The 26,753-nt window shown below is 72.6% G+C and carries 28 protein-coding genes; 8 read left to right on the forward strand and 20 right to left on the reverse strand.

Going from position 1 to position 26,753, the window contains the following annotated elements:
* Positions 1 to 8: 8 nt before the first annotated feature.
* The 7 genes from cobA to ASG70_RS18105 form a co-directional block, all read right to left on the reverse strand.
* A complete protein-coding gene (cobA, locus tag ASG70_RS18075) occupies positions 9 to 1,295 on the reverse strand; it encodes a uroporphyrinogen-III C-methyltransferase (protein WP_056885205.1) in 1,287 nt (428 codons plus the stop codon).
* The gene (locus tag ASG70_RS18080; protein ID WP_082590990.1) at positions 1,295 to 2,644 is read right to left on the reverse strand and encodes a sulfate adenylyltransferase subunit 1; all 1,350 of its coding nucleotides are present in this window, start codon (positions 2,642 to 2,644) and stop codon (positions 1,295 to 1,297) included. The genes cobA and ASG70_RS18080 overlap by 1 nt, the downstream gene beginning before the upstream one ends.
* Positions 2,644 to 3,573, reverse strand: coding sequence for a sulfate adenylyltransferase subunit CysD (gene cysD, locus ASG70_RS18085; RefSeq protein WP_056885206.1), 930 nt, complete (start codon positions 3,571 to 3,573; stop codon positions 2,644 to 2,646). The genes ASG70_RS18080 and cysD overlap by 1 nt, the downstream gene beginning before the upstream one ends.
* Positions 3,570 to 4,352 carry a phosphoadenylyl-sulfate reductase gene (locus ASG70_RS18090; RefSeq protein ID WP_082590991.1) on the reverse strand — a complete coding sequence of 261 codons (783 nt, stop codon included), beginning with the start codon at positions 4,350 to 4,352 and terminating at the stop codon, positions 3,570 to 3,572. The genes cysD and ASG70_RS18090 overlap by 4 nt, the downstream gene beginning before the upstream one ends.
* Positions 4,349 to 4,564, reverse strand: a complete 216-nt coding sequence (locus ASG70_RS18095) for a hypothetical protein (RefSeq protein ID WP_056885207.1) — start codon at positions 4,562 to 4,564, stop codon at positions 4,349 to 4,351. Before ASG70_RS18095 ends, ASG70_RS18090 begins: the two co-directional genes overlap by 4 nt.
* The gene (locus ASG70_RS18100; protein ID WP_056885208.1) at positions 4,561 to 6,237 is read right to left on the reverse strand and encodes a nitrite/sulfite reductase; all 1,677 of its coding nucleotides are present in this window, start codon (positions 6,235 to 6,237) and stop codon (positions 4,561 to 4,563) included. The genes ASG70_RS18095 and ASG70_RS18100 overlap by 4 nt, the downstream gene beginning before the upstream one ends.
* A 105-nt stretch (positions 6,238 to 6,342) precedes the next feature.
* Positions 6,343 to 7,944 carry an ABC-F family ATP-binding cassette domain-containing protein gene (locus tag ASG70_RS18105; protein ID WP_056885209.1) on the reverse strand — a complete coding sequence of 534 codons (1,602 nt, stop codon included), beginning with the start codon at positions 7,942 to 7,944 and terminating at the stop codon, positions 6,343 to 6,345.
* A gap of 228 nt (positions 7,945 to 8,172) precedes the next feature.
* Between ASG70_RS18105 and ASG70_RS18110 the strand changes: the two genes are divergently transcribed.
* A complete protein-coding gene (locus tag ASG70_RS18110) occupies positions 8,173 to 9,096 on the forward strand; it encodes a neutral zinc metallopeptidase (RefSeq protein WP_056885210.1) in 924 nt (307 codons plus the stop codon).
* A 52-nt stretch (positions 9,097 to 9,148) separates the two neighbouring features.
* A complete protein-coding gene (locus ASG70_RS18115) occupies positions 9,149 to 9,493 on the forward strand; it encodes a VOC family protein (protein ID WP_235531571.1) in 345 nt (114 codons plus the stop codon).
* A 6-nt stretch (positions 9,494 to 9,499) separates the two neighbouring features.
* Here ASG70_RS18115 and ASG70_RS18120 read toward each other — a convergent pair whose 3' ends face one another.
* The 12 genes from ASG70_RS18120 to ASG70_RS18170 form a co-directional block, all read right to left on the reverse strand.
* Positions 9,500 to 10,045 (reverse strand): acVLRF1 family peptidyl-tRNA hydrolase, encoded by a 546-nt coding sequence (locus ASG70_RS18120; protein ID WP_056885212.1) that lies wholly within the window; start codon positions 10,043 to 10,045, stop codon positions 9,500 to 9,502.
* Positions 10,046 to 10,091: 46 nt separating this feature from the next.
* Positions 10,092 to 10,421, reverse strand: coding sequence for a metal-sulfur cluster assembly factor (locus tag ASG70_RS18125; RefSeq protein WP_056885213.1), 330 nt, complete (start codon positions 10,419 to 10,421; stop codon positions 10,092 to 10,094).
* A 14-nt stretch (positions 10,422 to 10,435) separates the two neighbouring features.
* Complete coding sequence (gene sufU / locus ASG70_RS18130; RefSeq protein WP_056885214.1) at positions 10,436 to 10,921, reverse strand: Fe-S cluster assembly sulfur transfer protein SufU; 486 nt, start codon at positions 10,919 to 10,921, stop codon at positions 10,436 to 10,438.
* The gene (locus tag ASG70_RS18135) at positions 10,921 to 12,222 is read right to left on the reverse strand and encodes an aminotransferase class V-fold PLP-dependent enzyme (RefSeq protein WP_056885215.1); all 1,302 of its coding nucleotides are present in this window, start codon (positions 12,220 to 12,222) and stop codon (positions 10,921 to 10,923) included. The genes sufU and ASG70_RS18135 overlap by 1 nt, the downstream gene beginning before the upstream one ends.
* Before the next feature lie 52 nt (positions 12,223 to 12,274).
* Entirely contained in the window at positions 12,275 to 13,033 is a 759-nt protein-coding gene (gene sufC, locus ASG70_RS18140; RefSeq protein ID WP_056885216.1) for a Fe-S cluster assembly ATPase SufC, read from the reverse strand.
* Between the two features lie 2 nt (positions 13,034 to 13,035).
* Positions 13,036 to 13,395 carry a non-heme iron oxygenase ferredoxin subunit gene (locus tag ASG70_RS18145; RefSeq protein ID WP_056885217.1) on the reverse strand — a complete coding sequence of 120 codons (360 nt, stop codon included), beginning with the start codon at positions 13,393 to 13,395 and terminating at the stop codon, positions 13,036 to 13,038.
* The gene (gene sufD, locus ASG70_RS18150) at positions 13,392 to 14,606 is read right to left on the reverse strand and encodes a Fe-S cluster assembly protein SufD (RefSeq protein WP_056885218.1); all 1,215 of its coding nucleotides are present in this window, start codon (positions 14,604 to 14,606) and stop codon (positions 13,392 to 13,394) included. Before sufD ends, ASG70_RS18145 begins: the two co-directional genes overlap by 4 nt.
* Positions 14,607 to 14,667: 61 nt before the next feature.
* Positions 14,668 to 16,089, reverse strand: coding sequence for a Fe-S cluster assembly protein SufB (gene sufB, locus ASG70_RS18155; RefSeq protein ID WP_056885219.1), 1,422 nt, complete (start codon positions 16,087 to 16,089; stop codon positions 14,668 to 14,670).
* Positions 16,086 to 16,862, reverse strand: coding sequence for a metalloregulator ArsR/SmtB family transcription factor (locus tag ASG70_RS18160; protein WP_235531572.1), 777 nt, complete (start codon positions 16,860 to 16,862; stop codon positions 16,086 to 16,088). The genes sufB and ASG70_RS18160 overlap by 4 nt, the downstream gene beginning before the upstream one ends.
* A gap of 73 nt (positions 16,863 to 16,935) precedes the next feature.
* Positions 16,936 to 19,920, reverse strand: coding sequence for a helix-turn-helix transcriptional regulator (locus ASG70_RS18165; protein WP_162253941.1), 2,985 nt, complete (start codon positions 19,918 to 19,920; stop codon positions 16,936 to 16,938).
* Between the two features lie 67 nt (positions 19,921 to 19,987).
* Positions 19,988 to 20,164: a hypothetical protein gene (locus ASG70_RS19555; protein WP_162253942.1), complete on the reverse strand. Its 177-nt coding sequence runs from the start codon at positions 20,162 to 20,164 to the stop codon at positions 19,988 to 19,990.
* Positions 20,165 to 20,302: 138 nt separating this feature from the next.
* Positions 20,303 to 20,494 carry a hypothetical protein gene (locus ASG70_RS18170; protein ID WP_056885221.1) on the reverse strand — a complete coding sequence of 64 codons (192 nt, stop codon included), beginning with the start codon at positions 20,492 to 20,494 and terminating at the stop codon, positions 20,303 to 20,305.
* A gap of 145 nt (positions 20,495 to 20,639) precedes the next feature.
* On the opposite strand from ASG70_RS18170, the gene ASG70_RS18175 reads away from it, so the two are divergent.
* The 6 genes from ASG70_RS18175 to ASG70_RS18200 all read left to right on the forward strand — a co-directional run bounded on the left by ASG70_RS18175 (position 20,640) and on the right by ASG70_RS18200 (position 25,730).
* Complete coding sequence (locus ASG70_RS18175; RefSeq protein ID WP_056885222.1) at positions 20,640 to 21,359, forward strand: ABC transporter ATP-binding protein; 720 nt, start codon at positions 20,640 to 20,642, stop codon at positions 21,357 to 21,359.
* Positions 21,356 to 22,111, forward strand: a complete 756-nt coding sequence (locus tag ASG70_RS18180; protein ID WP_056885223.1) for an ABC transporter permease — start codon at positions 21,356 to 21,358, stop codon at positions 22,109 to 22,111. The genes ASG70_RS18175 and ASG70_RS18180 overlap by 4 nt, the downstream gene beginning before the upstream one ends.
* A 490-nt stretch (positions 22,112 to 22,601) precedes the next feature.
* The gene (locus tag ASG70_RS18185) at positions 22,602 to 23,543 is read left to right on the forward strand and encodes a heme A synthase (RefSeq protein WP_235531573.1); all 942 of its coding nucleotides are present in this window, start codon (positions 22,602 to 22,604) and stop codon (positions 23,541 to 23,543) included.
* A 41-nt stretch (positions 23,544 to 23,584) separates the two neighbouring features.
* A complete protein-coding gene (locus tag ASG70_RS18190; RefSeq protein ID WP_056885225.1) occupies positions 23,585 to 23,776 on the forward strand; it encodes a hypothetical protein in 192 nt (63 codons plus the stop codon).
* Between the two features lie 56 nt (positions 23,777 to 23,832).
* Entirely contained in the window at positions 23,833 to 24,411 is a 579-nt protein-coding gene (locus ASG70_RS18195) for a helix-turn-helix transcriptional regulator (RefSeq protein WP_056885226.1), read from the forward strand.
* Complete coding sequence (locus ASG70_RS18200) at positions 24,408 to 25,730, forward strand: MFS transporter (RefSeq protein ID WP_056885227.1); 1,323 nt, start codon at positions 24,408 to 24,410, stop codon at positions 25,728 to 25,730. The genes ASG70_RS18195 and ASG70_RS18200 overlap by 4 nt, the downstream gene beginning before the upstream one ends.
* Here the strand turns inward: ASG70_RS18200 and ASG70_RS18205 are convergent.
* Positions 25,667 to 26,611, reverse strand: a complete 945-nt coding sequence (locus ASG70_RS18205) for a heme o synthase (protein ID WP_369818945.1) — start codon at positions 26,609 to 26,611, stop codon at positions 25,667 to 25,669. The two genes, ASG70_RS18200 and ASG70_RS18205, sit on opposite strands and share 64 nt — an antisense overlap.
* Positions 26,612 to 26,753: the final 142 nt, after the last annotated feature.

The following is a 26,753-nucleotide window of genomic DNA, read 5'->3' on the forward strand; positions in this document are numbered from 1 at the left end:
GGTGGACGCTACTCCCCCGACAGGTCCCCGAGCCGGTTGCGCACCGACACGACGTCGCCGACCACGACGACGGCCGGGGCCCGGACGCCGGCGGTTGCGGCGTCCTCGGCCGCACGGTCGAGGGTCGTGACGGTGGTGCGCTGCTCGGGGGTCCAGCCGCGCTCGACCAGCGCCACCGGCGTGTCGGGGCGGCGCCCCGACCGGACCAGGGCGGCTGCGGTGTCGCCCAGGCGGGTCACGCCCATGAGCAGGACGAGGGTGGCGTCCGGGGCCGCGTCGGACGCGGCACGAAGGACCGCGTCGGCACCGTCGTGGGCCGAGGCGACGACGAACGAGGCGGTGATGCCCCGGTGGGTCACCGGGATGCCGGCAGCGGCGGGCACGGACACCGCGGAGGTGACCCCGGGGACCACCTCGATGGGGATCCCGTGCTCGGCGCAGTGCAGGGCCTCCTCGCCGCCGCGCCCGAGGACGAAGGGGTCGCCGCCCTTGAGCCGGACGACGCGCTTCCCGAGGGACGCGTGGTGCACGAGCAGCTCGTTGATCCGGTCCTGGCTGACCGGGTGGTTGCCGGGGGTCTTGCCGACGTCGACGACCTCGACGTCCGCGCCCAGGGTCGTGAGGAGCGACCGCGGCCCGAGCCGGTCGGTCACCACCACGTCGGCCGCGGCGAGCAGTGCCCGCCCACGGACGGTGATGAGGTCCTCCGCGCCGGGCCCCCCGCCCACCAGCGCGACCCGGCCGACGGCGGGCTGCTCGCCCCCAGCCCTGTCGGACGGCGGCGCCGTCCCGCGCACGCGGCGTACCGGCAGGGTGCCGCTGTCGAGCGCGGCCAGCACCGCGTCGCGCACCGCGGTGGCACGGCGCGGGTCGCCACCGGCGGTCACCGCCACGCTGAGGCCCTCGCTGGCCTGCCCCGTGCGTCCCCTCGCCACTGCGGGCGTCCATGCCGAGGAGACGGAGGCGTCGTCGGCGCGGACGCACCAGACACGGGCGGCATCGGCCTCCGCTGCGACCTGGGCGTCGACGTGCGGGTCGCCGGTCGCGGTGTGGACGAGCCAGGCAGGGTCCGGGAGCACCAGGTCGCCGGCGACGAACTCCCGCTCGTGCCAAGTGATCCCACCGTCTGCGACCTGGGCAGCGACGTCCTCGCACACCCACGGCGCGATGAGCTCGACCGCCCCACCGGCCTCCACCAGTCCGCGTGCACGTCGCGCGGCGACCGGGCCACCGCCCACGACGACCACCCGACGCCCGGTCAGGTCGAGGGTCAGCGGGTAGCTGGGGACGCCCATCAGATGCCCTCGCCGACGCTGCGGTCCGGCGCGTCGGCCATCCCCGCCGCAAGGGTCGACCCGTCGTTCTCGTCGATGAGCAGGAACGCCCCGGTACGTCGCAGCGAACGGTAGTCGTCGATGGCCACGTCCTCGGCCAGCCGGATCCGCACCCGGCCGATCGCGTTGAGGGCCAAGCCGTCCGGGGCGGTCCGCTGCTCCATGGTCTCGATGTCGAGCTGGTCGACGACGTCGTCGACGATGGCGCGCACGGTGCGGGTGCCCACGCGCAGCAGCACGCGGTCACGCTGACGCACGGGCCGTTCGTCGACCACGGCGATGGTGCCCGACAGCGACCGGGTGACCAGCCCGGGGTCGCCGGCGGCTGCGATGAGGTCGCCACGCGAGACGTCGACGTCATCGGTGAGCCGCAGCACCACCGACTGCGGGGCGAACGCGACCTCGAGCTCCTCGAGCCGGCCGTCCGGACCGGAGCGGTCGATGCCTTCGACCCGGCTGCGCTGGCCCCCGGGCAGCACGACGACCTCGTCACCGGGCCGGACCACCCCGCTCGCCAGCCGTCCGGCGTAGCCGCGGTAGTCGCGGCGCTCACCACGCTGGGGCCTGATGACGTACTGCACCGGGACGCGCAGCGGCTGCTCCGACGGGTCGGTGCCCACCGGCACCGCCTCCAGGTGCTCGAGGAGGGTGGGCCCGGTGTACCACGGCGCGCGGTCCGAGCGGTCGACGACGTTGTCGCCGAACAGTGCGGACACGGGTACGGCGGCGACGTCCTCGATGCCGAAACGCGTTGCGTGCCGGGCGAACTCGGCGACGATGGAGTCGAACCGCTCCTGGTCCCAGTCGACGAGGTCCATCTTGTTGACGGCGACCGCGATGTGCCGCACACCCAGCAGCCCGGTGACGGCGAGGTGGCGACGGGTCTGCTCGACGACCCCGTGCCGGGCGTCGATGAGGATGAGCGCCAGCTCGGCCGTCGACGCACCGGTCACCATGTTGCGCGTGTACTGGACGTGGCCCGGGGTGTCGGCGAGGACGTAGGAGCGCGTCGCCGTGGAGAAGTAGCGGTAGGCGACGTCGATGGTGATGCCCTGCTCGCGCTCGGCCCGCAGGCCGTCGGTGAGCAGCGCCAGGTCGGCGGCGTCGAGCCCACGCTCTCGGCTGACCCGCTCCACGGCGTCGAGCTGGTCGGCCAGCACCGACTTGGTGTCGTAGAGGAGGCGGCCGACGAGCGTCGACTTGCCGTCGTCCACGGACCCGGCGGTGGCGAGCCGCAGCAGGTCGTGCCGGGCAGCCGGCGGCACCGCGGCCTCGGTGGTGCGGGGCTTGCGGTCGGCCGTGGTCGTCATCAGAAGTACCCCTGCTTCTTGCGGTCCTCCATGGCGGCCTCGGACATGCGGTCGTCGGCCCGGGTGGCGCCGCGCTCGGTGAGGCGGGAGCCGGCGAGCTCGAGGATCACGCCCGCGACGTCGGTGGCGTCGGAGTCGACAGCGCCGGTGCAGCTCATGTCGCCGACGGTGCGGTAGCGGACCTGGCGCGTCTCCACCTGCTCGGACGACTTGGGACCGCCCCACTCCCCTGCCGACAGCCACATGCCGTCACGCGAGAACACCTCGCGCTCGTGCGCGTAGTAGAGGTCGGGCAGGTCGATGCCCTCGCGCTCGATGTAGCGCCACACGTCGAGCTCGGTCCAGTTGGAGAGCGGGAAGACCCGCACGTGCTCGCCCGGGGCGTGCTTGCCGTTGTAGAGGTCCCAGAGCTCGGGGCGCTGGCGCCGGGGGTCCCAGGCGCCGAACGAGTCGCGGAGGCTGAAGACGCGCTCCTTGGCGCGGGCCTTCTCCTCGTCGCGCCGGCCACCGCCGAAGACCGCGTCGAACCGGTTGCCCTCGATGGCGTCGAGCAGCGGCACCGTCTGCAGCGGGTTGCGGGTGCCGTCGGCGCGCTCACGCAGCCGCCCGTCGTCGATGTAGTCCTGGACGTGGGCCACCACGAGGCGCACGCCGAGGCGCTCGACCGTCTCGTCGCGGTACCGGAGCACCTCGGGGAAGTTGTGCCCGGTGTCGACGTGCAGCAGTGAGAAGGGCAGCGGCGCGGGCGCGAACGCCTTCAGCGCCAGGTGCACCATGACCACCGAGTCCTTGCCGCCGGAGAACAGGATGACCGGGCGCTCGAACTCGCCGGCGACCTCGCGGAAGATGTGGACCGCCTCGGACTCGAGGTGGTCCAGGTGGTCGAGGGTGTACTGGGCGGGCAGCGCCCGCGCGGCAGTCGTCGTCATGTGTGCAACCCGCATTCGGTCTTGTCCTTGCCGGCCCAGCGGCCGGCCCTGGGGTCCTCGCCCTCCGCGACGGGGCGGGTGCAGGGTGCGCAGCCGATCGACGCGTACCCCTCCTGGCGCAACGGGTTGAGGAAGACCCCGTGCTCCTCGACGTAGCGGTCGACGTCCTCGTCGGTCCACGCCGCAATGGGGTTGAGCTTCACCATTGCCCGGGCGGCGTCCCAGCCGACGAGGCCGATGTCGGTGCGCGTCGGCGCGTCCACCCGACGCATGCCGGTCACCCAGGCGTCGTGGGTCGACAGCGCGCGGTTGAGCGGCTCTACCTTGCGCATGGCGCAGCAGGCGTTGGGGTCGCGGTCGTGCAGCCTGGCGCCGTGCCGCTCGTCCTGCTGCGCGACCGTCAGCAGCGGCAGGATCGTGCGGATCCGGAGAGGCAGCATGGCCTGGTAGGCGTCGCGCGTCCCGAGCGTCTCGGCGAAGTGGTAGCCGGTGTCGAGGAAGAACACGTCGGCGCCGGGGACGGTGGTGCCGACGAGGTGCACCAGCACCTCGTCGCCCATCGAGGAGGCCACGGTGAGGCGGTCGCCGAACGTCTCGGCGCCCCAGTGCAGCACGTCGCGCGACAGCTCGACACGCTCCTCGTACGAGGCGTGCACGCCGTCGGCCTCGAGGGCCTCGAACCGCTCCGCGGCCTCAAGCGCGAGCTCCTGCAGCGCGTGGGCGTCCCTGGCGGCGCTGCCACTGCGGGCCCGGCCGACGTGGGTGGTGGTGGCGGTCATGACGAACCTCCTCCTCGGTGGGCCTCGAGGTCGGCCTCCTCGCGGACGCGCCCGGGGATGCGGGTGGTGTCGAGCGAGACCATCTGGACGGTGAAGACGCGGGCGCAGGCGTTGCAGCGCCAGGCTCCCCGCGGCTCCTCGACGGGGCGCAGGTCCTCCTCGGCGCAGAAGGGGCAGTAGTAGATGACGCTGCCGCGCGGGCTGTCGCTCATCGCAGGTCGTCCTCCTCGGCTCGGTGCGCCCAGTGCGCGAAGGACTCGCCGTCCTGCCGCTGCTCGAGGAACCGGCCCGCGATCCGCTCGACGTAGTCGGGCAGGTCAACGGCGCGGACCTTGAGGGCCCGGGTCTTGCGGGCGAGCTGTGGCTCGGTGCCGAGACCGCCGCCGAGGTGCACCTGGAAGATCTCCACGAGGTTGCCGTTGTCGTCGGTCTGCACCATGCCCTTGAGGCCGATGTCGGCGACCTGCGTGCGGGCGCAGGAGTTGGGGCAGCCGTTGACATGGATGGAGAACGGCACGTCGAAGTCAGGGAGCCTGCGCTCCATCTCGGCGATGACCGTGCCGCCGCGGGCCTTGGTCTCGACGAGGGCGAGTTTGCAGAACTCGATACCGGTGCACGCCATGAGGCCCCGGCGCCACTCGCTCGGGTTCGCCGGGAGGCCGAGCCCGTCGAGGCCCGCCTGCAGCGCGTCGGCGTTCTCCGGCGGCACGTCGAGGACGAGCAGCTTCTGGTGGGCCGTGAGCCGCACTCGGCCGGACCCGTGGCGCTCGGCGAGCTCCGCGACGGCGTACAGGGTGGTGCCGCTGACTCGGCCGGCGACAGGGGCCACACCGACCCAGACGTTGCCGTCCTTCTGCGCGTGGACGCCGACATGGTCGCGCCGGTGCCGCGAGGGCGGCAGGGGCCCGGGGCCGTCGAGGAGCTTGCGCCCGAGGTAGTCGTCCTCGAGCACCTCGCGGAACCGTTCGGGGCCCCAGTCGGCCATGAGGAACTTCAGCCGTGCGCGGTTGCGCAGGCGGCGGTAGCCGTGGTCGCGGAAGATCGAGACGACGCCTTTCCAGACGTCGGCAACCTCCTCCAGCGGCACCCAGGCGCCGAGCCGCTGCGCGAACATCGGGTTGGTGGAGAGGCCGCCGCCGACCCAGAGGTCGAAGCCGGGGCCGTGCTCGGGGTGCTCGACGCCGACGAACGAGATGTCGTTGACCTCGTGGGCGACGTCGAGGCTGGGCGAGCCGGAGATGGCCGTCTTGAACTTGCGCGGCAGGTTGGAGAACTCAGGGCTGCCGATGTAGCGCTCGAGGATCTCGCGGACGGCAGGCGACCCGTCGAGCACCTCGTCGGCGGCGATGCCGGCGACCGGGGAGCCGAGGATCACGCGTGGGGTGTCGCCGCAGGCCTCGGCCGTGGTGAGGCCCACGGCCTCGAGGCGCGACCAGATCTCCGGCACGTCCTGGATGCGGATCCAGTGCAGCTGGATGTTCTGGCGGTCGGTGATGTCAGCGGTGTCGCGAGCGAACTCGGTGCTGATCGTGGCCACCGTGCGCAGTTGCTCACCGGTGAGGGCGCCGCCGTCGCTGCGGACGCGGAGCATGAAGTGCTCGTCGTCGAGGTCGGCGGGGTCGAGCGTGGCCGTCTTGCCGCCGTCGATGCCGGGCTTGCGCTGGGTGTACAGGCCCCACCACCGCATCCGGCCACGCAGGTCCTCCCCCGGGATGGAGGCGAACCCCTCGCGGGCGTAGACCTCCTCGATCCGGGCGCGGACGTTGAGGCCGTCGTCGGCCGCCTTGAACTCCTCGTTGGCGTTCAGCGGGGTGCGGTCACCGTCGGCCCAGGCGCCGGTGGCCTTGCCGGTCTGGCGCTGTCGACGGGTAGGGGTCTGCGTCACCCGTCCATTGTGACAACTCAGTTATGGATTGCATAACCGTCCATTATCCGACCCCATCCCCCACCGGACCGGTGGGAGTTCGCCGCCGCAGCGTCGCCGGCCGGGTCAGGCGAGGGAGATGAGGTCGAGGTAGTCCTGGCCCCAGTGGTCCTCGATGCCGTCGGGCAGCAGCAGGATGCGCTCGGGCTCGAGGGCCTCGACGGCGCCCTCGTCGTGGGTCACGAGGACCACAGCGCCCTTGTAGGTCCGCAGCGCTCCCAGGATCTCCTCCCGCGAGGCCGGGTCGAGGTTGTTGGTCGGCTCGTCGAGGAGCAGCACGTTGGCCTCGGACACCACGAGCATCGCCAGCGACAAGCGGGTCTTCTCGCCGCCCGAGAGCACCTTGGCCGGCTTGTCGACGTCGTCCCCGCTGAACAGGAACGAGCCGAGCACCTTGCGCACCTCGGTCTCGCCGAAGGAGTCCGGAGCGGCAGACTTCATGTTGGCCAGCACCGAGCGGGAGACATCGAGGTTCTCGTGCTCCTGCGCGTAGTAGCCGAGCTTGAGGCCGTGGCCAGGCTCGACCTCGCCGGTGTCGGGGGCGTCGACCCCGGCGAGCATCCGCAGCAAGGTGGTCTTGCCGGCACCGTTGAGGCCGAGCACGACGACCCGTGAACCGCGGTCGATGGCGAGGTCCACGTCGGTGAAGATCTCGAGGCTGCCGTAGGAGCGGGACAGCCCCGACGCCCGCAGCGGCGTGCGCCCGCAGGGTGCCGGGTCCGGGAAGCGCAGCTTGGCCACCTTGTCGGAGGTGCGCTCCCCCTCGACGCTGGCCAGCATCCGCTCGGCGCGCTTGATCATGTTCTGCGCGGCCACGGCCTTGGTCGCCTTGGCGCGCATCTTCTCCGCCTGCTCCATGAGGGCGGCGGCCTTCTTGGTGGCGTTGGCGTACTCGCGCTTGCGGGCCCGCTCGTCGGTCTCACGCTGCTGGAGGTAGGGCTTCCATCCCACGTTGTAGAGGTCCAGCTCACCGCGGTTGGCGTCGAGGTGGAAGACGCGGGTCACGACGGCGTCGAGCAGCTGGACGTCGTGGCTGATGACCACCAGGCCGCCCTGGTAGCCCTTGAGGTAGTCGCGCAGCCAGGCGATGGAGTCGGCATCGAGGTGGTTGGTCGGCTCGTCGAGCAGCAGCGTCTGGGCGCCGGAGAAGAGGATGCGCGAGAGCTCCACCCGGCGTCGCTGGCCGCCGGACAGGGTGGCCAGCGGCTGGCCGAGGATGCGCTCGTCGAGGGCCAGGGCGCTGGCGATCGTCGCGGCCTCGGACTCCGCGGCATACCCGCCGTTGGCCGTGAACTCGCCCTCGAGCCGGGAGTAGCGGCGCATGGCCTTGTCGCGGGTCTCGTCGTCGGCGCTGGCCATGGCGCCCTCGGCCTCGCGCATCTGCCGGATGATCCGGTCGAGCCCGCGCGCGGACAGGATGCGGTCACGGGCGAGCACGTGCAGGTCGCCGGTACGGGGGTCCTGCGGCAGGTAGCCCACCTCACCGTTGGAGGTGACCTGGCCGGCAGCCGGCTGCGCCTCACCGGCCAGCACCTTGGTCAGGGTCGTCTTGCCGGCACCGTTGCGGCCGACGAGGCCGACCCGGTCGCCGGGCGCGATCCGGAAGGTGGCGCCGTCGAGGAGGAGGCGGGAGCCAGCGCGCAGCTCGATCCCACTGGCGGCGATCACAGAGGTACTCCAGACATGGTTCAGGTTTCGGCGTGCAGGCGGGACGTTCCGGTGTCCCAGGTCGCCCAGCCCCGGCGGGGTCGGACTCCGGGCGCCGGTGCCGGGACGGTCCGACCGCTCGATGCGGCTCACCCTGCACAGGTTGCGCGGGCGCCGCTCAGCGGCTGAGATCACTAGTCTACCGACGTCGCTCGACCCCGAGTGCACGCCCGATGCCGTGGAGGGCAGATGAGCTTCAACGACAACGTGCAGCTGGACACCTCACAGGTGGAGTCGGGCGGTCGCGGTGGCGCTCCCGGCGGCATGGTCGTCGGCGGCGGCATCGGCGGGATCATCCTGCTGATCATCGCCCTGGTCTTCGGGATCAACCCCGGCTCGCTGCCTGGCGGCGGCACCGGCACCGACCCCGGGGCCGGTGGCAACGGCCAGGTGGAGCCCGGTGGCTCGACCGACCCGAACGCCTTCGCCCAGTGCAGGACGGGGGCCGACGCCAACCGTGACGACACCTGCCGCGTCATCGCCACCGTCAACTCCGTCCAGGACTTCTGGGCCGAGGAGCTCCCCCGCTACCAGCGCCGCTACACGCCGGCGAAGACCAAGCTGTACACGGGTTCGACGCAGTCGGCGTGCGGCACCGCCTCCAACCAGGTGGGGCCGTTCTACTGCCCGCTCGACAAGAAGGTCTACATCGACGCCAGCTTCTTCCAGATCCTCACGCAGCAGTTCGGCTCCAGCGGCGGACCCCTTGCCCAGGAGTACGTGGTGGCGCACGAGTACGGCCACCACATCCAGGACATCCTCGGCCTCCTCGACCGGGCGCAGCAGGACCCCCAGGGAGCCCAGAGCGGCGGCGTGCGGGTCGAGCTCCAGGCCGACTGCCTCGGTGGCGTGTGGGCCCACCACGCGACGCAGACCAAGGACGCGCAGGGCACGACGTTCCTCAAGCCGCTCTCCCAGAAGGACATCGACGACGCGCTGTCCGCCGCGGCATCGGTCGGCGACGACCGCATCCAGCAGAAGACCCAGGGCCAGGTGAACCCCGAGTCGTGGACCCACGGGTCGGCCTCAGCCCGTCAGAAGTGGTTCACCACCGGCTACCGCAGCGGCAACCTCAACGACTGCGACACCTTCAGCGTCGCCAACGTCGAGTAGCCACCACCCCTCGAGGACCGACGGAAGAGCACCGGGAGGCCGTATGCGCGTCATGGGCGTGACCACGAACCTGACCGTCCCCGACATCGAGGAGGCCAAGGCCTTCTGGTCCGGCGTCCTCGGCCTGTCGACCGAGGAGATGAACCTCGGTTGGGTCGCGCGGCTGACGGACCCCGCGACGGGCGCCCACGTGCAGCTCGTCACCAGGGACGCGACGGCACCGGAGGACTCGGCGGTCACGGTCAAGGTGGACGACGTCGACGAGGCGTGGGCTCAGGTGCAGGCGGCCGGCATCGAGGTCGTCCATCCCCTCGTCACCGAGGAGTGGGGGGTGCGGCGGTTCTTCGTCCGCGCGCCCGGCGGGACCGTGGTCAACATCGCCCAGCACCACGTGTAGCCGGGCTCAGCCCGCGCCCGCGCCCACGTCCTCGATCGTGACGCGCACCGCCCGGGCCCGCCGCAGGGCCTCCTCGAGGACCGCGCGCCTCGGGTCCGGGAGGTCGTAGAGCTCGCGCCGTGGCAGCGCGTCGAGGTGGGCCAGCCTCGGGTCGTCGAGGACCGCCCGGACCAGCGCCCGGTCGCCACCGACCACCAGGCCGTCGACCGAACCGGCCGGGAGGATGCGCAGGGTGTGCTCGCCGACCGCGCGGACCAGCTCGTCGGCCTGGTTGCCGCGGCGCCGGGCGAACCGCTGCTGCGACCAGCCACCGGCCGCCGTGCGTGACTGGACGTGCCGGGTGCCGACTTTCGACGCGGTGAACGCGGCCCCGCGGGCCAGCCCCACGGCATACCCGCCGCGACGCAGCAGCAGGATCCCCAGGGGGTCGTGCGGGAAGTCCTCACGCGCGCAGATGCGTTGGCGCGCAGACGGACCCGCGTTGTTCGCGGCGAACCGCTGGAGCCAGCCGTCGAGGCGCTCGGGGGTCACCTCGACGACGCGGGTGCTCACGGGCGGCCGCGGGTCAGTGGTGCTCGGCGCTCAGGACGAGGTGCGATCAGAGGTTGAAGCCGAGGGCGCGCAGCTGCTCGCGGCCGTCGTCCGTGATCTTGTCCGGGCCCCACGGCGGCATCCAGACCCAGTTGACGCGGTAGGACGCGACGAGGCCCTCGAGGGCCTGTGCGGTCTGGTCCTCGATGACGTCGGTGAGCGGGCAGGCCGCCGACGTGAGCGTCATGTCGAGGACGGCGTGCTTCTGGGCGTCGACGGTGATGCCGTAGACGAGGCCGAGGTCGACGACGTTGATGCCCAGCTCGGGGTCGACGACGTCGCGCATGGCCTCCTCGACGTCCGCGACGTTGGGGGTGGCGGTGGTCGTGTCGCTCATCGTCTCAACTTCCTTCACAGTGCTGTGTTCGTGGCGGCCGTGGTGCCGGACTCGCTGGTGGTGTCGATGCCTGCCTGGTGCAACGCGTCCGTGAACGCCATCCATCCCAGCAGAGCACACTTGACGCGGGCGGGGTACTTCGCGACGCCGGCGAACGCGACCCCGTCGCCGAGGACGTCCTCGTCACCGGCGTCCTCGCCCTTGGAGGTGAGCATGGCGCGCATCGCCTCGTGGGTGGTCATGGCCTCGCGGACGGTGCGGCCGATGACCTCGTCGGTGAGGACGCTGGTCGACGCGGTCGAGATGGAGCAGCCGAGGGCGTCGTAGGACACGTCGCGGACGACGGCGTCCAGCCCCTCCCCCTCGACGTCGACGCGCAGGGTGACCTCGTCGCCGCAGGTGGGGTTGACGTGGTGCACCTCCGCGCCGAACGGCTGGCGCAGCCCGGCGTGGTGGGGTCGCTTGGAGTGCTCGAGGATGAGCTCCTGGTAGAGGTCCATCAGCTCGCCACCCCGAAGACGGCCGGCACGCGGTCGAGCGCGTCCAGCAGGACGTCGACCTCCGCTGGCGTGGTGTAGGCCGCGAGGCTGGCTCGCGTGGTCGCCGTCGCCCGCAGGCGGCGGTGCAGCGGCCAAGCGCAGTGGTGGCCGACCCGCGCCTCGACACCCTGGTCGTCGAGCACCTGGCCGACGTCGTGCGCGTGCACGCCGTCGACGACGAACGCCACCGCGCTCCCCCGGTCGGTCGTGTCGGTCGGGCCGACGACGCGGACCCAAGGACGTTCTGCGAGCCCGGCAAGAAGGCGCTCGGTGAGGGCCAGCTCGTGCGCGTGCAGGCGGTCCATGCCCAGCTCGCCCAGCCAGTCGATGGCCGCGGCGAGGCCGACGGCCTGCGCGGCGTTGGGAGAGCCCGCTTCGAAGCGCTGCGGCGGGGCGGCGTACGTCGTGCTCTCCATCCGCACCGTCTCGATCATCGAGCCACCGGTGATGAAGGGCGGCATGGCGGCCAACAGCTCGTGCCGGCCCCACAGGACGCCCACACCGGTCGGGCCGTACATCTTGTGGCCCGAGAACGCGGCGAAGTCGACCCCGAGGGCGGCGACGTCGAGGGCGAGGTGGGGCGCCGACTGGCAGGCGTCGAGCACGGTCAGCGCACCGACCGCCCGCGCGGCCTCGGACAGGCGGCGGACGGGGTTGACGGTGCCCAGGACGTTGGAGACGTGGGTGAACGCGAAGACCTTGGTGCGCTCGGTCAGCAGCTCGCCGAGCGCGGGCCCGTGCGCTCCCTCGAGGTCGAGCCTGCCGTCGTCGGTGACGCCGACCCAGCGCAGCGTCGCGCCGGTGCGGCGCGCGAGCTCCTGCCACGGCACGAGGTTGGCGTGGTGCTCCATCTCGGTGATGAGGATCTCGTCGCCCGGACCGAGGTCCAGGCGCGGGTCCTTGGCCTCGCCGGCGACCGAGCCCGAGAAGCCGTAGGCGACCAGGTTGAGCGACTCGGTGGCGTTCTTGGTGAACACCACCTCGTCGGTGGCCCCGCCGACGAACCCGGCGACGGTCGCCCGGGCGCCCTCGTAGCGGTCGGTCGCCTCCTCGCTCAGCTGGTGGGCGCCGCGGTGGACCGCCGCGTTGACCTCCTCGCTGAACGCGCGCTCGGCATCCAGCGCCCCGGCATACCGCTGCGACGTCGCGCCCGAGTCGAGGTAGACCAGCGGGCGGCCGTCACGGACGGTCCGGGACAGGATCGGGAAGCCGGCCCGGATCCGGGCCAGCTCCTCGTCGCTGAACGTGGTGGTGGAGGCCATCGAGGTGGTCCTGGTCGTCGACTCGCGCAGTCTCAGGGTCGCGGTCGGCGCGTCAGGCCGAGGCGCCGACGTAGCGGTCGTAGCCCTCGGACTCGAGGCGGTCGGCCAGCTCGGGGCCACCCTCCTCGACGATCCGGCCGTCGACGAAGACGTGCACGAAGTCGGGCTTGATGTAGCGCAGGATGCGCGTGTAGTGCGTGATGAGCAGCACGCCCACGTCGGTGCTGTCCTTGACGCGGTTGACGCCCTCGGAGACGATCCGCAGCGCGTCGACGTCCAGGCCCGAGTCGGTCTCGTCGAGGACGGCCACCTTGGGCTTGAGCAGCTCCATCTGGAGGATCTCGTGACGCTTCTTCTCGCCACCGGAGAAGCCCTCGTTGACGTTGCGCTCGGCGAACGAGGGGTCCATGCGCAGGTCGCCCATGGCGGCCTTGACGTCCTTGACCCAGGTGCGCAGCTTGGGGGCCTCGCCGTCGACGGCGGTCTTGGCGGTGCGCAGGAAGTTGCTCACCGTCACGCCGGGGACCTCGACGGGGTACTGCATGGCCAGGAACAGGCCCGCGCGGGCTCGCTCGTCGACGCTCATCGCGAGGACGTCCTCACCGTCGAGGGTGACGGTGCCGCCGGTGACGGTGTACTTCGGGTGCCCGGCGATGGAGTACGCGAGGGTCGACTTGCCCGAGCCGTTGGGGCCCATGATCGCGTGGGTCTCGCCGGACTTCACGGTCAGGTCGACGCCGCGGAGGATCTCCTTGGTGCCGTTCTCCGTCTCGACGGTGACCTGAAGGTTGCGGATCTCGAGTGTGGACATGCTCAGCGCTCCAAGCTCTGGGGGGTGGTGGCGACGTAGACGTCGTCGCCGTCGATCTTCACGGGGTACACGTTGATGGGGACGATCGCGGGCGGGCCAGACGGCTCTCCGGTGCGGATGTCGAACCGCGAGCCGTGCAGCCAGCACTCCAGCGTGCAGCCGTCCAGCTCGCCCTCGGACAGCGAGACGTTGGCGTGGCTGCAGGTGTCGTCGACCGCGTGGACGCTGCCGTCCTTGGTCCGGACGAGGGCCACGATCGTGCCGTTGATGTCGGCCGCGGCCGCGCCGACCTCCGGCAGCTCGTCGAGCCGGCAGACGCGCACGAACTCCTCGTCGGGGACGAGCTCTGCGGCTGCGCTCACGAGGAGACCTCGACGAGGTCGGCGTCCGCAGCGGCCGTGCCGCCGAGCTCGACGTCGATGGCGGCCATGAGCCGCTCGGAGACCTCGGGCACCCCGATGCGGGCCACCACACTGGCGAAGAAGCCACGGACCACCAGGCGTCGGGCGACGTCCTCGGGGATGCCGCGCGCCTGCAGGTAGAAGAGCTGCTCGTCGTCGAAGCGACCCGTCGCCGAGGCGTGGCCGGCGCCGACGATCTCGCCGGTCTCGATCTCGAGGTTGGGGATCGAGTCGGCCCGGGCCCCGTCGTCGAGGATGAGGTTGCGGTTGAGCTCGTAGGTGTCGGTGCCCTCGGCGCTGGCGCGGATGAGCACGTCGCCGACCCAGACCGTGTGGGCGGTCTCGCCCTGCAGGGCGCCCTTGTACTCGACGTTGGAGTGGCAGTGGGGCGCCTCGTGGTCGACGAAGAGCCGGTGCTCCTGGTGCTGTCCGGCGTCAGCGAAGTAGACGCCCAGACCCTCGAACGAGCCACCGGGACCGGAGTACCGCGCGTTGGTGGACACCCGCACGATCTCACCGCCCAGCGTGACGGTGATGTGGCGCAGGTGGGCGTCGCGGCCGATGAGCGCGTCGTTCTGGGCGACGTGGATGGCGTCGTCGTCCCACTCCTGCACGGTCACGAAGGTCAGGTCCGCGCCGTCGCCGACCCGGATCTCGACGCCGGCGGTGTGCTCACCGGTGCCGGAGTGCTCGAGGACGACGGTGGCCTTGCTGTGGCGGCCCGCGTCGACGACGAGGTGGGCGTTGTCACGACCGGCGTGGCCGGTGACGCGCACGAAGACGGGCGCAACGAGCTCGGCCTCGTTCGGGACCCCGACGTAGAGAGCCTTCGCTGCGCCGGCGTACGCGGTCACCGCGGCCCGGTCGGCGGGGCGGTAGGCGGAGCCCACGCGCTCGTCGTCCATGGCCAGCTCGAGGACCTCGACGCCCTCGGGGGCGTCGGTCGCGACGGTGACGGCACCCTCGGTGCTGCCCTCCTCGGCGAACAGGCCCTTGAGGCGGTCGACGGGGGTGAACCGCCACTCCTCCTCACGGCCACCGGGGACGGGGAAGTCCGCCACGGAGTACGAGGTCCTGCGCTCGGCCCGCGACTGGTCGGGCACGAAGGCCTCGGCGGAGTCGGTGTGGGATGCGGCGCTCTGGGCAGGGTTCTTCTCGGCCAGAAGGCTCATTTGACGGGGTCCTCGCGAAGTATCTGGGGGAACGGAGTGGAGGAAGAACTTCGTGGGGAGGTCAACCGACGGCTCCTTCCATCTGAAGCTCGATGAGGCGGTTGAGCTCGAGGGCGTACTCCATGGGCAGCTCGCGCGCGATGGGCTCGACGAACCCGCGCACGATCATGGCCATGGACTCCTCCTCGGTCATCCCGCGGGACATGAGGTAGAACATCTGGTCCTCGGAGACCTTGGAGACGGTGGCCTCGTGGCCCATCGTCACCTCGTCCTCGCGGATGTCGACGTAGGGGTAGGTGTCGGACCGGCTGATGGTGTCGACCAGCAGCGCGTCGCAGACCACGCTCGAGCGGGAGCCGTGGGCACCCTCGAGCACCTGGACCAGGCCGCGGTAGGAGGTGCGGCCGCCACCGCGAGCCACCGACTTCGACACGATCGTCGAGGAGGTGTTGGGGGCGGCGTGCACCATCTTGGCGCCGGCGTCCTGGTGCTGGCCCTCACCCGCGAAGGCGATGGACAGCGTCTCGCCCTTGGCGTGCTCGCCGAGGAGGAACACGGCCGGGTACTTCATCGTCACCTTGGAGCCGATGTTGCCGTCGATCCACTCCATCGTCGCGCCCTCGGCGCAGGTCGCGCGCTTGGTGACGAGGTTGTAGACGTTGTTGGACCAGTTCTGGATGGTCGTGTAGCGGACGCGGGCGTTCTTCTTCACCACGATCTCGACGACCGCAGAGTGCAGCGAGTCGGACTTGTAGATCGGCGCGGTGCAGCCCTCGACGTAGTGCACGGAGGAGCCCTCGTCGGCGATGATCAGCGTCCGCTCGAACTGGCCCATGTTCTCGGTGTTGATGCGGAAGTAGGCCTGGAGCGGGATGTCGACGTGGACGCCCGGCGGGACGTAGATGAACGAGCCACCCGACCAGACCGCGGTGTTGAGCGCCGCGAACTTGTTGTCACCGGCGGGGATCACCGAGGCGAAGTACTCGCGGAACAGGTCCTCGTGCTCGCGCAGGCCGGTGTCGGTGTCGACGAAGATGACGCCCTTCTCCTCCAGGTCCTCGCGGATCTGGTGGTAGACGACCTCGGACTCGTACTGCGCCGCGACACCGGCGACGAGGCGCTGCTTCTCCGCCTCCGGGATGCCGAGCTTGTCGTAGGTGTTCTTGATGTCCTCGGGCAGCTCGTCCCAGGTGGTCGCCTGCTTCTCCGTCGACTTCACGAAGTACTTGATGTTCTGGAAGTCGATGCCGGTGAGGTCCGAGCCCCAGCTGGGCATGGGCTTCTTGCCGAACAGGCGCAGCGACTTCAGCCGCAGGTCGCGCATCCACTCGGGCTCGCTCTTGCGGCCGGAGATGTCGCGCACGACGTCCTCGTTGAGGCCACGCTTGGCCGTGGCGCCGGCGCTGTCGCTGTCGGCCCAGCCGTACTCGTAGCGGCCCAGGTCCTTCAGACCCGGGTTCAGCTCCTCGATGTGGGTGGTCATCGCGTGGACCCTTCTGTTGGTGTGACAGCGGTGGTGGTGGCGGGTGGGGTGCTCGGGGGGTGGGTGCCGGTCGCGGCCGGTGGGCTCGCGCCGGTCGGCACGAAGGTGGTGCACACGTGGTCGCCGTGGGCGAGCGTGGCGAGGCGCTGGACGTGCACGCCCAGCAGCCGTGAGAACGCATCAGTCTCAGCGTCACAGAACTGGGGAAATTCCCGGGCTGCGGCCTGGACCGGGCAGTGGCCCTGGCACAGCTGGATGCCGGTGAACGGCGACGGGCTCGCCTGCTCCCCCACCGGGCGGGCTGACGCGGCGAACCCGTCGCGGGTCAGGGCGCCCACGAGGGCGTCGACCCGGGCGGCCGGTGAGGTGCCAGCGTCGGCGAGCTCCGCGGCGTACCGCTGCTCCAGGTCCGCGACACGCTGCTCGGCGAAGCGCCGGACCGCACCGTCGCCGGCCTCGTCGGACAGGAAGCGCAGCGCCTCCATGGCGAGGTGGTCGTAGTCGGAGTCGAGGGCCTGGTGGCCGGCGTCGCTCACGACGTAGGCCCGGGCGGGACGGCCGCGGCCGCGGTGGACGCCGGTCGGAGCCTGCTCGCGCTCGACGATGAGGCCGGCCTCCTCGAGGTTCTCGAGGTGGCGGCGGACGGCGGGGGTCGTGAGGCCGAGCTCCTCGGCGAGGGTCGCAGCCGTGACCGGGCCCCGCTCGCTGGTCACCTTCAGCACCCGGTCGCGCGTGCGCGACTCGAGCACCTGGGGGGCGACAGCGATATTCACAACGCCAATGTTACGTAATTGCGGTGACACTGCGAAAGCAAGGCCTGCCTTACCCGGCCGGGCCCGGCCCCCTTCAGCGGAGCAGGCCCCGCTCGCGGGCGACGGCGACCGCCTCACCGCGCCCGGCGACCCCGAGCTTGGCGAGGATGTTGGAGACGTGGACGCTGGCCGTCTTCGCGCTGATGAACAGCTGGGTGCCGATCTGCCGGTTGCTGCGCCCGAGCGCCACCAGGGCCAGGATCTCCTCCTCCCGTGGGGTCAGGGCCTCGCCCCGCCGTGAGGTCGGGCGCGCCGCGGGTCGCGCTCCGCCGGTGGCCCGGATCTCGGCCCGCAGGGGTTCTGCGCCCAGCCGCTGGGCCACGGCGAGGGCGGCCGACAGCTCCGCGGAGCCGCGCGGGTCACCGGCCGACTTCAGGGCGACCCCGAGCCGGGCACGTGACCGGGCCGCTTCATAGGGGTGGCCGTAGGCGTCGAAGGCCGCGACCGCCTCCTCCCACCGCAGCACCAGCTGACCGGGGTCGACGTCCTCGCCACCGAGCCAGCGCAGTCGCAGCGCCTCGGCGCGCGAGCGGGCCAGCCACGCCGTCGACTCGGGCCCGTCGTTGCCGGGGCGCTGCACCGCCTGGTCCCAGACGCGCTGCGTCGAGGCCTCGAGCTCGGCCCCACGGGCCAGCAGGGCAGCGCGCTGGGCCGACGGCACCCGCTGGACGTGGCTGCCCAGCTGGCCCAGCAGCAGCGTGTCGAGCCGCAGCTGCCCCTGGAAGAACGGGTGCCACACCCGGGTGAGCACCTCGACGACCTCGTCGTGGACCTCGATGGCGCGGTCGAGGTCCCCGGCATGGCCGAGGAGGTCGACGGCGGCACTGCCCGTGATGAGGGAGACCAGCCCCTCGCTGTCCCACCACGGCCGCGACGCGTCGTACCCCGCGACCGCGGCGCTCTCGCCGCGGCCCGCGGCGACGTACATCCGGGCACCGGTCAGCAGCGACGCGGCCGGCTCCGGGGGCATCTCACCCGCCACGTCGAGGATCTCCAGGGCCTCGTCCCACCGGCCGCGCTCGTAGGCCGCGATGCCGGCCAGCAGGCGGCCGTCGAAGGCGTACGGGGCCCACTGACGGCCCCCGGCACGCGCCCGCTCGACGCCGCGGCGGTAGACGTCGACGGCCTCGTCGAGGCGGCCGGCGCGGTGGTGGAGCCAGCCGAGGTGGTGGTAGGCGCGCACCTCCGCGGGGTCGCCCGGCATGTGCGACGCGGCGATGACGGCCTCGAGCGCCGCTCGGGAGCCGTCAGGGTCGCCCGCACGCTCGGTGATGCGGGCGGCAACGACCTTCACCTCGTCGGCGAGCGCCGACTGCCGGGTGGCGAGGGCGGCGTCGACCGCCTCCTGCACGGCAGCCAGGGCCTCCTCGTCGCGACCGCGGTCGGCCAGGGCCTGCACCCGGGCGGCGAGCAGCTGGGCGCGCACGACCGGGTGGCCTTCCGCGACCAGGTCGAGCAGGCCGAGGCCCTCCTTGGTCGCCGCGAGGGTGTCGAGAGTGCTCTCGGTGATGCGGGCGGTCGTCGCGAGCGCCGCGAGGAGCTCGGCCCGACCGGCGGGGTCTGCGTCGACAGGACGCCGGGCCAGCCGCTCCTCGAGCAGGTCGAGGGCCTTGAGGGCACGCCCGGCGGCCGTGGCGGCGGTCGCCGCCTGCAACGTCACCGCGTCGAGCTCGCCCGCGGGGTCGTCCTCGGACACGAGCGCGAGCGCGCGGCTGAAGTGGCGGTAGGCCTCCTCGGGGCCCGCCATGCGCAGCGCCGACCCGCCGGCGCGGATGCTGGCGTCGCGGGCGACGTCGCGCAGGCCGGCCGCCTCCGCGTGACGGGCGAGGTCGGCCCACGTGCCCAGGGTGCGGTCCTCCGCGAGCGCCGCGGCATACCGCTCGTGGGCCCGGACGCGCTCCCCCGGCAACAGGTCGTCGTAGACCGTCTCGCCCAGCAGCGCGTGCCGGAAGGCGTAGCCGCCGCCCTCGCCGGGCACCAGGACGTGGTGCTCCACGGCGTCGCGCAGGCCGGCGTCGAGCTCGGCCTCGCCCAGCCCGGCGACCGCAGCCAGGGCGCGGTGCGAGACGTGGCGACCGGCCGCCGAGGCCATGCGCACCACGTGCTGGCCGGCGGCTCCGAGCTGGTCGAAACGCACGAGGAGCAGGCGCGAGAGGTCGTCCGCGAGCGCGGTCCGGCCGAGCGACGACGCAGCCACGAGCTCCTCGGCGAAGAACGCGTTGCCCTCGGCCCGCTGGACGACCGCACGGACGTCGCGCTCGGGCAGGGGCCGGGTCTGCAGGGCGTGGACCAGCTCGCGCACGGCCGCGTCGGGCAGCGGGTCGAGGTCGAGCCGCCCGACCTCGCCGAGGCGCGACCAGTGGGCGAGGGTGGCTCGCAGCGGGTGCCTGCGGTGCAGGTCGTCGCTGCGGTAGGAGGCCACGACGCTGACCGCTGAGGTGAAGCCGCGGGTGAAGAGGAGGGTGAGCAGGTCGCGGGAGGACTGGTCGGCCCAGTGCACGTCCTCGACCACGATCAGCACGGGGGTGCGGGAGCCGAGGTCCTCGAGAGTTGCGTGGACGGCCTCGACGAGGTCGCCCCGGTCGGCCGCGCCCCGAGGAGCGTCGTCGCCCAGCTCGGGGCGCCCCGCCCGGTCGTCGCGCCCGGGTACGTCGGAGCGCTCGGCGCGGCGGCCGGGTACGAGGCGCGCCACGCCCGGGTGGGCAGCCACGAGCCGGTCGACCGCTTCCGGCTGGGCGCCCTCGAGCCGGCCGAGGAGCTCGCTGAAGGGCAGGTAGGGCAGGGACTGGCCCGTCTCGCCGAGGCAGTGGCCCACGAGGACCAGCCAGCCCGAGGCGCGGGCGGTGGCGACCACCTCGGACAGCAGCCGCGTCTTGCCGATGCCGGCGTCGCCGGACAGCACGACGCTACCGTGACGGGACGACGACGCCGGCCCCCCTACGCCGAGCAGCTCGACGAGCCGCGCGACCTCGTCGTCGCGGCCGACGAACAGGCCGTTGCCGGCAGCCTCGAGACCCACACCGGCGATTATGTCGGAGGGCACCGACGTCGTGGGGTGGGTCCGGGGGGCCGCGGTGGCCGCCACGTCAGGCGGTGCGAGCCACGCCGTGGCGGTGGTGCAGCCGCGGTGCTCGGCTGAGCAGCGCGAGGGCTGCACCGTGGTGTCGGCGGGCACGCCGCGCGGTGGGCAGCCCGGAGGCCAGCCTCTCGCGGCGGTAGTCGACCTCTGCGGTGACGAACAGCGGGTCTGCGGTGATGCTCATGGTGCTCTCCTTCGACGGTCGTGCTCTGGTGGTGTGGTTCCACGCTGCGGTCCTGAGGTGCCTGCCCACATGGGGCAGGTGCCCTATTCGGCGGCGCGCTCCGGAGCGGGGGCCTCAGACAGGCCCTCGGACGGGCCCTCAGACAGGGCGGGGCGTGTGCCGCGGTCGCCGCGCGGAGAGGCGCACGACCAACCTGCGCCAGGGGTGGCTGCCTCTGGTGGCGTGCCGCGTGTGGGCGCTCGCGGTCGTCGCGAGGTTGGCGCCGCCGAGGCTCTCCTGCTTCCACTGCAGCTCGGCGAGGACCGTGAGGGGGTGGGCGGTGAGGTTCATGTCTTCTCCTCGGGTGGGACGTCCCCGGGTGGGGCGCTGCAGTCGAGGCTGCGCTCCTGAGGCCCCCTCGGGCATGGGGCAGGTGCCCAGTCCTCACCGGCGCCCCGTGGCACTGAGGTGGGCGCGTCGCGCCTAGACTCGGGGCGTGCCACCAGCAGTCGTCGTCCAGGGCCTCGCCAAGCGCTACCGCGGCGTCGTCGCCCTCGACGGAGCGACGTGGACCGCGTCCGCAGGCCGGGTCACCGCCGTGCTGGGACCCAACGGCGCCGGCAAGACGACGATGGTCGAGTGCTGCGAGGGCCTGCGCCGTCCTGACTCCGGCGAGGTGCGCGTCCTCGGCACCGACCCCTGGCACGCGGCTGCCGACCACCGCGCCCGCGTCGGCGTGATGCTTCAGGACGGCGGCCTGCCCAACTCCGCCCGCCCCCTGCCCCTGCTGCGCCACCTCCGTTCCCTGTATGCCGCGCCGGCCGACCTCGAGGGACCGGAGGGGCTCGTCGCCCGCCTGGGCATCGGCGCCTTCGGCGCGACGTCGGTGCGCCGACTGTCCGGCGGCCAGCGCCAGCGGGTCGCGCTCGCGGCCGCGCTCGTCGGACGGCCCGAGGTCGCCTTCCTCGACGAGCCGAGCGCCGGCCTCGACCCGCACGCCCGACTCGACGTCTGGGACCTCGTCCGCGAGGTCGCCGACGCGGGCGCAGCCGTGGTCCTCACGACCCACTCGTTCGAGGAGGCCGAGCGCCTGGCCGACCACATCGTCGTCGTGGCCGCGGGTCGCGTCGTGGCCGAGGGCACGCTCGACGAGGTCACGGCCGGCCAGCGGCTCGAGGACCGCTACTTCGCCCTCACCCGCAAGGCGGTCGCATGACCACCGCCACCGCCGCGGCCCCTGCCCGCGCCCGCGTGCTCTCGCAGGCCCGGTTCGAGGCCGTCACCCTCCTGCGCAACGGCGAGCAGCTGCTCGTGGCCCTCGTCCTGCCCATAGCCGTCCTCGTCGGGCTCGTGTCGACCACCGGCATCTCGGTGGGCAGCGGACGACGCGTCGACCTCGTGGTGCCCGGCGTGCTGGCCCTGTGCGTGATCTCGTCCGCCTTCACCGGCCAGGCGATCTCCGTGGGTTTCGACCGCCGCTACGGCGTGCTGCGGCTGCTCGGGGTCTCGCCCCTGGGCCGCACCGGGCTGCTCGCGGCGAAAGCCACCGCGGTCCTGTCGGTCATCGGCCTGCAGCTCGTGGTCCTCGGCGCGGTAGGCCTCGCACTCGGCTGGAACCCGGCGTGGTCCGGGGTGCCGGCTGCGCTGGTGTCGGTGCTGCTGGGGACGTGGGCGTTCGTGGCCCTGGCCCTGCTGCTCGGCGGAACGCTGCGGGCCGAGGGCGTGCTCGCCCTCGCCAACCTCGTGTGGCTGGTCCTGCTCGCCCTCGGCGGCGTCGTGATCGCCGGGAGCGAGCTGCCGGACCGGTTTGCCCCGGTCGTGGCGCTCCTCCCCTCGGCGGCCCTCGGCGACAGCCTGCGGGTCGCGCTGGTCCACGGGTCGGTGAGCCTCTCGGACTGGGCCGTCCTGGTCGTGTGGGGCGCGCTCGCCACCGCGCTGGCCCGGCGCCTGTTCCGCTGGAGCGACTGAGCCGACAGCTCCCGACGGAACCCCACCACCGTCGCAACCAGGGCGACGCCACCGACCAGCCAGGCACCCTCGCGGGCACCGAACCCCGCCCAGCCCTCGACGCCCCAGTCGGCCACCGGCGTCCGCTCAGCCTGCAGTGCGCCGGCGCACACGACCTGGACCAGCACGACCGCGCCGCCCAGGGCCGTCGGGCACACCAGCCACGCTCGTCGCAGGAGCCTGCCCCTGCGCTGGGCCGGCCTCAGCACCCAGGCCGCGGCCGCCCCGCCCAGGCACAGCACGCCGGTCAACAGGTCCGACACGACGGCGGCCGCGCTCGATTCGTGGACGACCCCGTGGAGGTGCGTCGCGGCCAGGAACAGCATCGCGACGACAGCCACCGGCCATGCTCGCTGCGTCATGCCACCAGTCAGGCAGCGACGAGGCCGGCCCACCATGGGGTGTCTCCCCCACGCACCTCGGGGTTCCCCCTGAGACGTACCCTCAGGGGGTGACCGCAGCACCCGTCTCGACGTCCCGCCCCACCCCCGTGGCGGCCACAGCGAGCGCCACCTGGCTCCCCCGCATCCTCCTCGCCAACCTCGTCGTCGAGGTGCTCATCGTCGTCACCGGCGGCCTCGTCCGGCTCACCGGCAGCGGTCTCGGGTGCCCGACCTGGCCGGAGTGCGTGCCGGGCTCCTTCACGCCGGTCCCCCACCAGGCCGAGGGCTACCACCGCTACATCGAGTACGGCAACCGCACCCTCACCAGCGTCGTCAGCATCGCCGCCCTGCTGGCGGTCGTCGCGGTCTGGCGCTGGGCCGGCCGGCGCCGCGACCTGCTCGTCCCCGCCTTTGTCGTCCTCGGTGGGGTCGCCGTCCAGGCCGTCCTCGGCGGGATCACGGTCCTCACCGGCCTGAGCCCGCTGACGGTGGCCGCCCACTTCCTGGTGTCGATGGTGCTCGTCGCGGCGGCTGCCTACCTCTACTTCCGCGCGCAGGAACCCGCCGGCGCGCGGCCACTGGTGGTCCACCCGCTGGCCGAGCGGCTCGGCTGGGCCACGTCCGCGGTGGGCGCGGTGGTGCTGGCCCTCGGCACCGTCGTGACCGGTTCGGGGCCGCACTCCGGTGACGCCAAGGACCCGGCCCGGTTCGGCTTCGACCCCCGTACCGTGTCCTGGCTGCACGCCGACGCCGTGATGCTCTTCGTGGGCCTGGTCCTGGCCGTGTGGGTTGCTGCCCGCCTCACCGGTACGCGGCCGGAGCCCGCCCGCGCCTGGGCCGCCGTCGCTGCGGTGACCGTCGCCCAGGGTGTCGTGGGCTACACGCAGTACTTCACCGGCCTGCCCTGGCCGGTGGTGGTCCTGCACATGCTGCTCGCCACCCTGCTGGTGGTCGCCCTCACCCGCGCGGTCGTGCGCCAGCGTGCCGCCGCCCACGTCTCGGCGGCCTGAAGGCCTGCACCACCGACCCCCCACGGGTGCATACTCGGCCCATGGGGACGATGAGGGGGACCATCAACCGTCGGGTGGCGCTGCGGCTCGTGCTGGCGCTCGTGGCCGTCTGGGCGTTCTGGCAGGCCGCGCAGCCGACAGCCGAGTGCAGCCAGTGGGGTCAGGCCAGCCCCGTGGAGACCGCCATGCCGGCCACCGGCATCGTGCAGACGCCAGTGGGCTGCCAACGCTGAACCCCTATTGCACAAGGATTCTTGTGCAATAGGGGTTGTACAACTAGTCTTGCGGCATGCCACCAGAACGTGACGGCGTGCGCCGCATCACCGAGGCCAAGGCCCTGTCCGCCATGGCCAACCCGTTCCGCGCCCGGATGATGGACGCCCTGAAGGTCGACGGCCCGTCGACCGCCTCAGCACTCGCCCAGCGCACCGGCCAGGCGGTCGGCAGCGCCAGCCACCACCTCAAGGTCCTGGCCGAGGCAGGCCTCGTCGAGGAGGCACCCGAGCTGGCCAAGGACCGCCGCGAGCGCTGGTGGCGGCTGGTCGACCCCGGCACCCGGTGGTCCCGCGCCGACTTCGCCGACGACACCGCAGCCGTCACGGCCGCCTACGCCGCGGAGGCGCTGGCCCTGCAGCGGCAGTTCGAGCGGACCCGGGAGTGGAACGCCAACGCCGCCTCCGTCCCCGAGTGGGACGAGGCCGCCTTCGCCACCCAGAACTGGATGCGGCTCACCCCTGCCGAGCTCGGCGAGCTCTCGGTCGAGCTGGTCGACGTGCTCGTGCGCTGGTCGCGGCGCGAGGTGCCCGACGACGGGCAGGAGCGCGAACCCGTGTTCGTCTTCGCCCGAGGGTTCCCGGCCCAGCCGTGACGACCCGCCCCGCACCGGTTGCCGCAGCCCTCCCCCTGCGCCACAACCGGGACTTCAGCCTGCTCTGGTTCGGCGAGAGTGTCAGCGTCCTCGGCAACGCCACCACCTCGGTCCTGCTGCCGCTGCTCGCCGTCGTCGCGTTCGACGCCGGCCCGGGCTGGATGGGGCTGCTCACTGCCGCGGCGTGGGTGCCGTGGCTGGTCATCGGCCTGCCGGCGGGCGCCTGGGTGGACCGGCTGCCCGCCCGCCGGGTCATGGTCGCCAGCGACCTCGCCGCCGCGGCGGTCCTCGCCGGCGTGCCCGTGGCGTGGACCCTCGACCGGCTCACCCTCACCCACGTGGTCCTCGCCGCGCTCGGCAACGGTGTGTGCACCGTCTTCTTCCGCGCCGCGTACCCCGCGCTCGTCAGGCACGTCGCACCGCCCGCGCAGCAGGAGCAGGCGTTCGCGCGGCTGTTCGGCACCGAGTCGGCGATGCAGGTCGCCGGACCCGGGGTGGGTGGGCTGTTGGCGCAGCTCGGCTCGGCGGCCCTGGGCCTGGCCGTCGACGCCGCGAGCTTCCTGGTCTCGGCCGTCTGCCTCGCCAGGCTGCGGCTGGCCCCGACCCCGCACACCGACGCCACGGCGGTCGCGCCGCTGCGCACCCGCATCCGGGAGGGCGTCGACTACATCCGCGGCGACCGGCTGCTGCGCTTCTTCACCGTGTTGGGCGGGGTGTCCAACTTCGGGCTCACCGGGTACGGCGCGCTGCTGGTCCTCTTCCTGGTGCGCGAGCTGCACCTCGCCCCTGCGGCGGTGGGTGCCGTCATGGCGACCGGGAGCCTCGGCGGGTTCCTCGGTGCGGCGGTCGCCACCCGCGTCTCCGCACGCCTCGGCAGCGCCCGCGCACTGGTGTGGCTGCAGGTCCTCGCCGGGCCCACCGCCCTGCTGCTCCCCCTGGCCACCCGGGGAGCCGGGCTGGTGCTGTTCGTCCTCGGCCAGCTGCTCGTCGGCACGGCGGTGGTCGCGGGCAACGTCATCCGCGGGGCCTGGCGCAACCGCTACGTGCCCGAGTCGATGGTCGCCCGGCAGGTCACCACCGCGCAGGTGGTCAACCTCGGCACCATGCCGCTGGCGGGGCTCGCCGCCGGCTGGCTGGGCAGCGGGCTGGGACTGCGGCCCACCATCGCGATCATGGCGGCCATCCACGCGGTCGCCTGCCTGGCGATGTTCTGGAGCCCGCTGCGCGGTCTGCGCGACCTGCCCGACGACGCGGGTCAGCCGACCGGCAGGTGGAACAGCGGGTCGAGCGCGACGCCGAGGAACAGGATCCCGACGTAGGTGATGGAGAAGTGGAACAGCCGCATCGGTCGCAGCACCTTCGGACCCTCGCCGGCCTTGGCTGCGCGCAGCAGGCGGTGTGCCTCGGCGAGGAACATCGCACCGGTGACGACCGCGGTGACGAGGTAGAGCCAGCCCATCGGGTGGACCCACACGAGCACCAGCGACGCGGCGACCATGGCCCACGAGTAGGCGACGATCTGCCTGGCCACCACGACGAACCGCTCCACGACCGGGAGCATCGGCACGTGCGCGGCGGCGTAGTCGTCCTTGAACTTCATCGACAGCGGCCAGTAGTGCGGCGGCGTCCAGAAGAAGATGACGAGGAAGAGCATCACGGCCGACCACGACAGCGAGTTCGCGACCGCGGACCAGCCGATCAACACCGGCATGCAACCGGCGGCGCCGCCCCAGACGATGTTCTGGGCGGTGCGGCGCTTGAGGACCATGGTGTAGCCCACGGCGTACATGAGGATCGCGCCCAGCGACAGCGCGGCCGACAGCCAGTTGACGAACAGCGCGAACCAGACCGTCGAGGCCACGGTCAGGACGGCGCCGAACACCAGTCCCTCGCGCGGCGTGATCTCGCCGGTCACCATGGGGCGGTTGCTCGTGCGGTGCATCTCCGCGTCGATGTCGCGGTCGTAGACGCAGTTGAACGTGTTGGCCGCGCCGGCACTGAGTGCACCGCCGACCAGCGTCGCCACGATGAGCAGCAGCGAGGGCACGCCACCCTGGGCCAGGAACATCACCGGCACGGTCGTCACGAGCAGCAGCTCGATGATGCGTGGCTTGGTGAGGGCGAGGTAGGCCGCGGCCTTGCGCCGCCGGGGCGGAGCGGGGGACGCGGAGATCCGGGCAGTCGGATCGAGTGCGGTCACGGCGTCCTTCGCGGGTGCTGCTGGGGGGCTGGCGGGCGCGCCCAGTCTATCCCCGGCCGGAGGGTGCCGACCGACGGGACTCGATGCGACGCGGCTCACGCTCAGGACTAGTCTCGGACCCGTTGTCGTGCGACGCCTGCAG

The organism is Phycicoccus sp. Soil748 (genome assembly GCF_001428025.1).
Classification (GTDB): domain Bacteria; phylum Actinomycetota; class Actinomycetes; order Actinomycetales; family Dermatophilaceae; genus Pedococcus.